Source organism: Paracoccus sp. KR1-242 (assembly GCF_049446195.1).
Taxonomy (GTDB): Bacteria; Pseudomonadota; Alphaproteobacteria; order Rhodobacterales; family Rhodobacteraceae; genus Paracoccus; species Paracoccus broussonetiae.
Map to the genome: position 1 here is coordinate 1 of NZ_JBMSED010000034.1, position 1255 is coordinate 1255.

Here is a 1255-nt window from a genome sequence, read left to right on the forward strand (position 1 = left end):
GGGAAGCGGGCGCAAAGGGCCTCGACCTCGGCCTTGACCTTGGCTTCGACCTCGGCATTGCCGGTCTCGCCATTGGCGGCAAGGCCGTCGACGACCTCGACGATCCAGCGGGCGATCTGGCGGAACTCGGCCTCGCGGAAGCCGCGGGTGGTGCCTGCCGGGGCGCCCAGGCGGATGCCCGAGGTCACGAAAGGTTTTTCCGGGTCGAAGGGCACGCCGTTCTTGTTGCAGGTGATGTGGGCGCGGCCCAGGGCGGCCTCGGTCGCCTTGCCGGTCACGCCTTTCGGGCGCAGGTCGGCCAGGCACAGGTGGTTGTCGGTCCCGCCCGAGACGATGTCGATGCCGCCCTTCATCAGCTCGTCGGCCATGGCCTGCGCGTTCCTGACGACCTGCGCGGCATAATCCTTGAACTCGGGGCGCAGCGCCTCGCCAAAGGCCACGGCCTTGGCGGCGATGACATGCATCAGGGGGCCGCCCTGCAGGCCGGGGAACACGGCCGAGTTGATCTTCTTGGCGATGTCGGCGTCGTTCGTCAGCACCATGCCGCCGCGTGGACCGCGCAGCGATTTATGCGTCGTCGTGGTCACGACATGGGCGTGCGGCAGCGGCGAGGGATGCTGGCCACCCGCGACCAGGCCCGCGATATGGGCCATGTCGACCATGAGGTAAGCCCCGACCTCGTCCGCGATCTTGCGGAATTCGGCCCAGTCCCAAACCCGGCTATAGGCGGTGCCGCCGGCGACGATCAGCTTCGGCTTGCTTTCATGCGCCTTCCTGCGGATCTCTTCCATGTCCAGAAGCTGGTCCTGCTGGCGCACGCCATAGCTGACCACGTTGAACCATTTCCCGGACATGTTCACCGGCGAGCCATGCGTCAGGTGCCCGCCCGAGTTCAGGTCAAGGCCCATGAACGTGTCGCCCGGCTGCAAGAGCGCCAGGAACACGGCCTGGTTCATCTGCGACCCCGAATTCGGCTGCACGTTGGCAAAGCCGCAGCCGAAAAGTTCCTTGGCCCGTTCGATCGCCAGATCCTCGACGATGTCGACATATTGGCAGCCGCCGTAATAGCGCTTGCCCGGATAGCCTTCGGCATATTTGTTCGTCAGCACCGAGCCCTGCGCCTCAAGCACCGCCCGCGAGACGATGTTCTCGGACGCGATCAGCTCGATCTCGTCGCGCTGGCGACCCAGCTCCTGCCGGATCGCGCCGAAAATCTCGGGGTCCCGGCTGTCCAGCGTCTCGGTGAAGAATCCGG

Annotated in this window: 1 protein-coding gene; it reads right to left on the reverse strand. The window is 66.1% G+C overall.

From position 1 onward, the window contains the following. A partial coding sequence (gene glyA / locus ACO2Q4_RS23600) for a serine hydroxymethyltransferase (RefSeq protein ID WP_423322165.1) occupies positions 1-1255 on the reverse strand: 1255 nt, incomplete at both ends.